The 7663-nt window shown below is 74.0% G+C and carries 7 protein-coding genes; 4 read left to right on the forward strand and 3 right to left on the reverse strand.

Going from position 1 to position 7663, the window contains the following annotated elements:
• Positions 1-97 precede the first annotated feature (97 nt).
• Positions 98-283, reverse strand: coding sequence for a YegP family protein (locus ACFVU9_RS07360; RefSeq protein WP_380445528.1), 186 nt, complete (start codon positions 281-283; stop codon positions 98-100).
• 156 nt (positions 284-439) lie between these two features.
• On the opposite strand from ACFVU9_RS07360, the gene ACFVU9_RS07365 reads away from it, so the two are divergent.
• Complete coding sequence (locus ACFVU9_RS07365) at positions 440-1327, forward strand: polysaccharide lyase (protein WP_387590900.1); 888 nt, start codon at positions 440-442, stop codon at positions 1325-1327.
• Positions 1328-1536: 209 nt separating this feature from the next.
• Positions 1537-1761 carry a hypothetical protein gene (locus ACFVU9_RS07370; protein ID WP_359959138.1) on the forward strand — a complete coding sequence of 75 codons (225 nt, stop codon included), beginning with the start codon at positions 1537-1539 and terminating at the stop codon, positions 1759-1761.
• A gap of 49 nt (positions 1762-1810) precedes the next feature.
• Here the strand turns inward: ACFVU9_RS07370 and ACFVU9_RS07375 are convergent, their stop codons facing one another.
• The gene (locus ACFVU9_RS07375; protein WP_387590903.1) at positions 1811-3943 is read right to left on the reverse strand and encodes an MMPL family transporter; all 2133 of its coding nucleotides are present in this window, start codon (positions 3941-3943) and stop codon (positions 1811-1813) included.
• A gap of 149 nt (positions 3944-4092) precedes the next feature.
• On the reverse strand, positions 4093-5037 hold the full coding sequence (locus ACFVU9_RS07380; protein WP_380445531.1) for a deoxyribonuclease IV: 945 nt from the start codon (positions 5035-5037) through the stop codon (positions 4093-4095).
• 249 nt (positions 5038-5286) lie between these two features.
• On the opposite strand from ACFVU9_RS07380, the gene ACFVU9_RS07385 reads away from it, so the two are divergent.
• Entirely contained in the window at positions 5287-6366 is a 1080-nt protein-coding gene (locus tag ACFVU9_RS07385; RefSeq protein ID WP_380445532.1) for a nitrous oxide reductase family maturation protein NosD, read from the forward strand.
• A 30-nt stretch (positions 6367-6396) separates the two neighbouring features.
• Entirely contained in the window at positions 6397-7503 is a 1107-nt protein-coding gene (locus ACFVU9_RS07390; RefSeq protein WP_380445533.1) for a methyltransferase, read from the forward strand.
• Positions 7504-7663: the final 160 nt, after the last annotated feature.

Genomic DNA, 7663 nt, shown 5'->3' on the forward strand with positions numbered 1-7663 from the left:
TTGTGACCGGGCCCGGCATGTATTCGGCCAAAGGGATCTGTCGTACAAACGAACGCGGGTCGGCGATTTGCACCGCCGACCCGCACACGGGGGTCCGCTATCCGGCGGCCGCCTCCTTGAGCTCCGCGTACGGCGCGAGCTTGCGGATCGACTCGATGCTCCGGATGCAGTCGTCCCGGCTCTCCTGCGGGTCGCTCGTCACGACGATCGACCCGTTGCTCGCCTTGAGCCGGAACCGGTGCATCCCGGTCTCGTCGGTGTACAGCTCGAACTTGCCGGCCATGAAACCCACTCGCCTCTCGCTCGGTGACCCCCTCGCACCGCACCGTAGTCACAACCCCCACCCCCCGCCCGCCGACCGGACCCGTCCGAGTGGCGCCCGCCGCCGCGCCGTCCGGCATGATCGGGCGGTTGGCCGATCCCCGGACCGAGGAGTCCCGTGAAGCGCACCACCGCCGCAGTCGTTCTGAGCGCCCTTGTGCTGGCCGCCGTCTCCGGGTGCTCCGCCGCGCCGGCCCGTGCCCGGTCGAAGCCGGCCGCGCCGTCGAACGCCGTTGCCGCGGCGGGGTCCTGGAAGGGGGACTTCCGCGGGTACGGGACGGACCAGTGGCGGCGTGCGTGGGGTGTGGCCGACCAAGGGGCCTGGGGCGGCGCCGACTTGAGTGCCGTCGACGATCCGTCGGTGCCGGGCGGCGGCGGGTCGGCGCTCCAAGTCGCGTACGGGGCGGGCTCGTCCGCGAACCAGTGCGCCGACTGCCCGAATCCCGGGGGCGGGCAGTTCTACACCAGCCTCGACGCGCTCGGCCTGTCCGGCCTCGCCGACGGGACGACCCTCGACCTCCGGTACGCCGTCAAGTTCCCCGTCGGGCGCGACTGGGGCAGGGCCGGCAAGCTGCCCGGGCTCTACGGCGGCCGGATCGGCGCGGAGTCGGGCGGGAACCACGGTGACGGGTGGTCGACGCGGTACATGTGGCGCGGCGCCAAGGGCGTGCCGGACAACGGCGAGGTCTACCTCTACACGCCGGCCAATTCCGGCCCGACGGGTTACGGCGTCGACGAGGGCCTGGGCGACTGGCGCTTCCAGGCGGACGGCCGGTGGCACACCGTCGAGCAGCTGGTGGACCGCGGCACCGGTGACGTCACCGTGTGGTACGACGCCGAGCAGGTGTACGCGGCGCCGGGCGTGGCCAAGGGCATTGCCGGGATCCCGTTCTCCGGCGTGCTCTTCTCCACCTTCTACGGCGGCCACGACACCACGTGGGGCCCGGCGAGCGCGCAGCACGTCGAGTTCGCCGACTTCTCCCTCGCGCCCACCCGGCAGCACTGACGGCCGTTCGGGTGAGGCCCGGCGGTCCGCCTTCACCCGGGCGAGGGAGATCGGTCACCCGGTTGTCTCAGTGGGGTTGCGGCGTGGGCGGGTTCGTGCGGGTTCGTGTGCAAATCTGTGCTGGTGCCCGCGGGGCGGCCGGGTGTGCGTGTGGCCGGCCCCGGGCGCGCCTTCATGCCAGAGACCAGAGACCACCCAAAGGACATCTGATGTCGCTTCGTGGAAACATCCGCAAGTTCGCCGTGATCGCGGCCGTGACGGGTGCCGCCGCCTTCGCGGCGCCGGCGCCGGCGATGGCGCACTGGCACGCGTCGGACTCGTCGTCCGGCCAGAGCCTGGAGTCGGGTTCGGCCGGCGTCGGCCTCTTCGGCCCGCACGCCAACTGGCTCAACGTCCACGAGCACAGCGAGGACGCCTGCATCGGGGACTGCTGATCCAGCTGATCCGGCCGTGGGCCCGGGGAGTGTTCGGCGCTCCCCGGGCTCACGCGTGTCCGCTCGGCTCCATCTGCCGGACGTCGGCCGGCCGGGAGAGCGGGCTCGGCCACCAGATGTGCCGGCCGAGGTCGACGGTGAGCGCGGTGACCAGCACCGACCGCACCACCAGGGTGTCGATGAGCACGCCGAGCGCGACGGCGAAGCCGATCTCGGCCAGGCCCACGACGGGCAGGGTGCCGAGCACGGCGAAGGTGCTGGCGAGGATCAGCCCCGCCGAGGTGATGACGCCGCCGGTGGCGGCGAGGCCCGCGACCGCCCCCTGGCGGGTGCCGCGGTGGGCGGACTCCTCGCGGACGCGCGTCATCAGGAAGATGTTGTAGTCGATGCCCAGGGCGACCAGGAAGACGAAGACGAACAGCGGGAACGCGTTGTCCTCGCCCTGGAACCCGAAGACGTGCTCGAAGAAGAGCACGCTGATGCCCAGCGCCGCCGCGTACGAGAGCACGACGGTCGCGATCAGCACGAGCGGCGCGGTGACGGCCCGCAGCAGCAGCGCCAGGATCACCAGGACGACGCCGAGGACGAGCGGGATGATCGCCCGGTTGTCGTTGCCGGCGGCCCGCCCGGCGTCGAGGATCACCGCGGTGTTGCCGCCGACCTTGGCGTCGGCGCCCGGGACGGCGTGGACGGCGGTGCGGACCCGGTCCACGGTGTCCTTCGCCGCCTGGCTGTCCGGCGGGTCCGTGAGCGTGGCCTGGAAGAGGGCCTGCCCGGCGTGCGTCACGGGCACGGACGTCCCGGCGACGCCGGGCGTCGACTGCGCGGCGGCCCGTACGGCGCCGGCGTCCGCCGCCGTCGAGATGACGGTGAGGGGTGAGCCCGTGCCGCCCGGGAAGTGCTGCTCCAGCACCTGCTGGCCGACGACGGAGTCCGGTGTGCCGGTGAACGAGGCTGCCGTGCCGAGCCCGTTGGCGTTGAGGGACACCAGCCCCGCGCAGCAGGCCGCGAGGGCGAGCGCCGTCCCGACCCAGACCTTGCGCGGGCGGCGGGCGATCCACGCGCCGATGTGCGCCCAGCGGCCCGTCTTCGTCGGCTCGGCCGTGCCGTAGGCGGGCTTGACCGGCCAGAACACCCACCGCCCCATGATCACCAGCAGTGCGGGCAGCAGCGTGAGCATGGCCGTCAGCGCGACCAGCACCCCGATGGCGCACACCGGTCCGAGGCCGCGGGTGGAGTTCATCTCGGCGATCAGCAGGCACAGCATCGACGCGACGACCGTCGCCGAGGACGCCAGGATGGCGGGCCCGGCCCGGTGCAGGGCGAACGCCATCGCCTCGTGGCGGTCCTCGTGGCGGCGCAGCTCCTCGCGGTAGCGGGCGGTGAGCAGGAGGGCGTAGTCGGTGCCCGCGCCGAGGACGAGGACGACCAGGATGCCGGCGCTCTGCGCGTTGACGGTGAGTCCGGCGTGCTTGGCCAGCAGGTAGATGACGGCCTCGGAGACGACGAGCGCGCTGGCGGCGGAGATCAGCGGGAGGGTCCAGAGCACCGGGCTGCGGTAGGTGAGCAGCAGCAGGATGATCACGACGCTGACGGTGGCGGCGAGCAGGGAGCTGTCGATGCCGGCGAACGCCTTGGCCTGGTCGGCGCCGACCCCGGCCGGGCCGGTGACGTGGGTGGTCATGCCGTGGCTGTCGGCGGCGGCGGTGGCGCGCAGGCTGTCGACGGCGGGGCGCAGGTCGTTCCAGCCGTTGGTGCCGACGTCGATCGGGACGATCGTCTGCATGGCCTGTCCGTCGCCGGAGACCACCGGTCCGACGACCGGCCCGAGGACGTGCGGGGCGGTCGCGAACGTGACCGCGTCCCGCGCACCCTGGGCGCGGTCGGCGGGAGTGAGGCCGCCGGGGCGGTCGTAGACGACGACGGCCTGGGCGGTCTCGATCGGCTGGAAGGCGCGCTGCTCGTTCAGCACCTTCGTCGACTCGGCGTTGCCGGGCAGCCAGCTGGACGCCTGGTTGTCCTCGGCGCCCATGAGCTTCCCGGCCAGCGGGCCGGTGGCGACCAGCAGGATCAGCCAGACCGCCAGCACCACCCACTTGCCGCGGCGGCCGCACGGCAGCGCGGCGAGCCGGGTCGCGATCGTCGTCGCGGCGGTCCGCGCGGTCGGTCGGGACGCGGTCATGGCGGGACCCCCAGGGGCCGGTGGCGGTGATGTCGATCCAGCCTCGCACCGCCGGTACGGACCGGCAGCCCGAGCGGGGCCCCGCTACGGCACCCGGGTCGACCAGACCCGAGTCGGCCACGCCCGGACGGCGGCCACGTCCGGGCCGGCTACACGCGGACGGCGGCCCGCTCGCGCAGTTCCTTGAGGGCGGTGATGTCCATCGCGTGCCCGGTGCCGTCCCCGCCGTGCTTGCGGTCGGGCGTCTCGACGACCAGCGGCACGCCGGCCGTCGCCGGGTGCTCGAACAGCTCGCGGAACGGCTCCGCGCCGATCATCCCCGCACCGATGTTGGCGTGCCGGTCCTTGCGCGCGCCGACGACGTCCTCGGAGTCGTTGGCGTGGATCAGCCGCAGCCGGCCGGGACCGGCGGCCGCGACCAGCGCGTCCAGCGCCGCGGTGACGCCGCCCGGTGCGGCGAGGTCGTGCCCGGCCGCGAAGGCGTGGCAGGTGTCGAGGCAGACGCCGACCTTCGGGTGGCCCTCCAGCGCCTCGACGTACTCGGCGAGGTCCTCCATGCGGGAGCAGAGCGAGCTGCCCTGACCGGCCGTCGGCTCCAGGAGCAGCCAGGGCGCGTCGTCGCCGAGCGCGTCGAGCTCGTCCAGCAGCGGCCGGACGTCCGCCCGCACCTGGGCCATCGCCTCGGCCCGGCGGGATCCGCCGCCGGGCGCGGTGCCGACGGCGGAGCCGGTGTGCAGGACGACGCCGAGGGCGCCGATCGCGTGGCCGCGCAGCAGCGAGTGGCGCAGCGAGACGGCGGAGCGCTCCCTCGTCGCGGGGTTGTCCGAGCCGAAGTTGATCAGGTAGGGCGCGTGCACCCAGGCCGGGACGCCCTGCTCGGCACAGGCGGCGCGGAACTCCTCGTCCTGCGCGGGGTTGCCCGGGGGCGTGGCCCAGCCGCGCGGGTTGGCCACGAACACCTGGACCGTCTCGGCGCCGACCCGCCGCGCGTACGCGAGGCCGGTCCCGGCCAGCCCGCGGGCGGCGACCGGCACGTGGGCGCCGATCGGGTTGCGGGCGGTGGCGGCGGGCGGTACGAGAGCGGTGCTGTTCACGGCCCCGAGCATGCCACGCGGCCGGGCGTGTCCCGAAAACGGGCCCCGTCCACCCCGGGGGCGGCGTTCGCCCGCCCGGCCGACGCCCCGTCAGTCCCGCAGCCCAGCCCTGGTGGCGGGCCCACCCGGGCGCCCATAGCGTCGGTTCGGCCATCCCCACCGGCTGTCACGAGCCCCCCACACCGCGTGAGAACCGCCCCGCGCCCACGGCCCGGACCTTGCGCGGAGGAAGAAAACAGGTCACCACACATGCCCACGCGTCGGGTCCACCACCTCGCCGCGGCCACCGCCGCGGTCTGCTCCCTGACCACCGCCCTGACCACCGTCCTCGCCGTCACCCCCGCCCACGCGGACGGAGGCGCCCTGCTCCTCGTCCACCCGGGCGAATCGATCCAGCAGGCCGTCGACGCCGCCCGGCCCGGCGACACCGTGCAGGTCCTGCCCGGCACGTACCGCGGCAGCGTCCGGATCACCACCCCCGGCCTCACCCTGCGCGGCGCCGGCCCGGCCAGCGTGATCGCGCGCGGCGACGGCACCGAGAACGCGTGCGCCGCCGCCGGCCACGGCGTCTGCGTGGACGGCACCGAGGCGGCCCCGCTGTCCGACGTCACCATCGAGGCCCTCGCCGTCACCGGCTTCGCCAAGAACGGCATCGACGCCAGCGGCACCACGGGCCTGACCGTCCGCGCCACCTACGTCCACGACAACGGCCAGCAGGGCATCAGCCAGGAGATCTCCACCAGGGCCGTCATCCTCGGCAACCGCGCGACCGACAACGGCCAGTCCGGCGTCTTCCTCGCCAACTACGCCTACCGCGAGGGCGGCGCGCCCGACACCGGGGGCACCCGCGTCGAGGGCAACGAGCTCTCCGGCAACCGCGTCGGCGTCACCGTCCGCCGGCTGCGCGTGCTGACCGTCCAGGGCAACGAGATCACCGGCAACTGCAGCGGGGTCTTCGTGGTCGGCGACGAGGGCGTGCCCCGGGCCGGGGACCTCGACGTCAGGAAGAACCGGGTGGTCGCCAACAACAAGTTCTGCCCCGCCAATCCCCGCCTCGGCGCCATCCAGGGCGCCGGCATCGTGCTCACCGGCACCGAGGACACCCGGGTCACCGACAACGAGGTCCACGACAACGCCGGCCGCACGGACTTCTCCGGCGGCATCGTCCTGTTCAAGAGCGTCGTCGGCATCCCCAACACCCGTGCGACCGTCACCGGCAACACGCTGAGCGGCAACGGCCCCGCGGACCTCGCCGACCGCGACACCGGCACCGGCAACACCTTCGCCCGCAACACCTGCGCCGTCTCCGAGCCCTCCGGCCGCTGCTGACACCGCCGCACCCACCCGTAAGGACCGCCCATGACCACCGCACCCGCCCACACCAGCCCCCAGGCCGCGATGCGCCTGCGCGAGCTCGTCTTCGGCGCCGCCTGCGCCGCGGCCGTCCGGGCCGCCGCCCGGCTCGGCGTCGCCGACGCGCTCGGCGACACCCCGATGACCGTCACCGAGCTCGCCGCCGCGCTCGACACCGAACCCCGCCCGCTGCGCCGCCTGCTGCGCGCGCTCACCTGCTACGGCATCTTTGCCGAGACCACCGCGACGACCGCGACCGGCGCGACGACCGCGACCGGCGAGCCCGGCGCGACCACCGCGGCCACCGTGCCCGGCGAGGAGCGCTTCGAGCACACCGAGATGTCCCGCCTGCTGCGCGAGGACGCCCCCAACTCGCTGCGCTACATCTCCCTGTGGTGCACCGAGCCGTGGACCTGGGAGGCCTGGCCGAAGCTGGACGAGGCGGTGCGCTCGGGCCGCAACGTCTTCCCCGAGCTGTTCGGCAAGGAGTTCTTCGACTACCTGCACAGCGACGCGCACGACTCGGCGAAGGTCTTCGACAAGGCGATGACCACCTCCAGCCGGCAGTCCGCCCGGGACTTCGCCGAGTACCTGGACCTCACCGGCGTCGACTCGGTGGCGGACATCGGCGGCGGCCAGGGCCACGTGCTCGCCAGCCTGCTGGAGAAGCACCCGGCGCTGCACGGCACCCTGCTCGACCTGCCCAAGGTGGTGGCCGGGGCGGACGCGCGGCTCCAGGACGGCGGCGCGTTCTCCGCGCGGGCCCGCCTGGTGCCCGGGGACTGCCGCAAGGACATCCCCGTCCGCGCCGACCTCTACATCATCAAGAACATCCTGGAGTGGGACGACGAGAGCACCCGCCGCACCCTCGGCAACGTCGTGGCCGTGGCCCGGCCGGGCGCGCGCGTCGTGGTCGTCGAGAACCTCGTCGACGACAGCCCGTCGATGCGCTTCACCACCGCGATGGACCTGATGCTGCTGCTCAACGTCGGCGGCGCCAAGCACTCCAAGGACAGCCTCGTCCGGCTGATGGAGGAGGCCGGTCTGGCGGTGTCCGACGTCCGCTCGGTCAACCCCTACCTGCACGCCTTCGAGGCCACCGTCCGCGGCTGAGCCGCCCACCGCGCCGCCCACCGCGCGAAACGGCCGCTGCTCCCCGACTCGCCGGGGCGCCCCCGCCCGGAGGCCTTCCGGCCCCCGGCGCCGACTCCCGGGTGGGGAACACACCCACCATATGGAGGTGTGGCCCCCGCTACGAGGCGTAAACACCCCC

The sequence above is a fragment of the Kitasatospora sp. NPDC057936 genome (assembly GCF_042887525.1).
Classification (GTDB): domain Bacteria; phylum Actinomycetota; class Actinomycetes; order Streptomycetales; family Streptomycetaceae; genus Kitasatospora.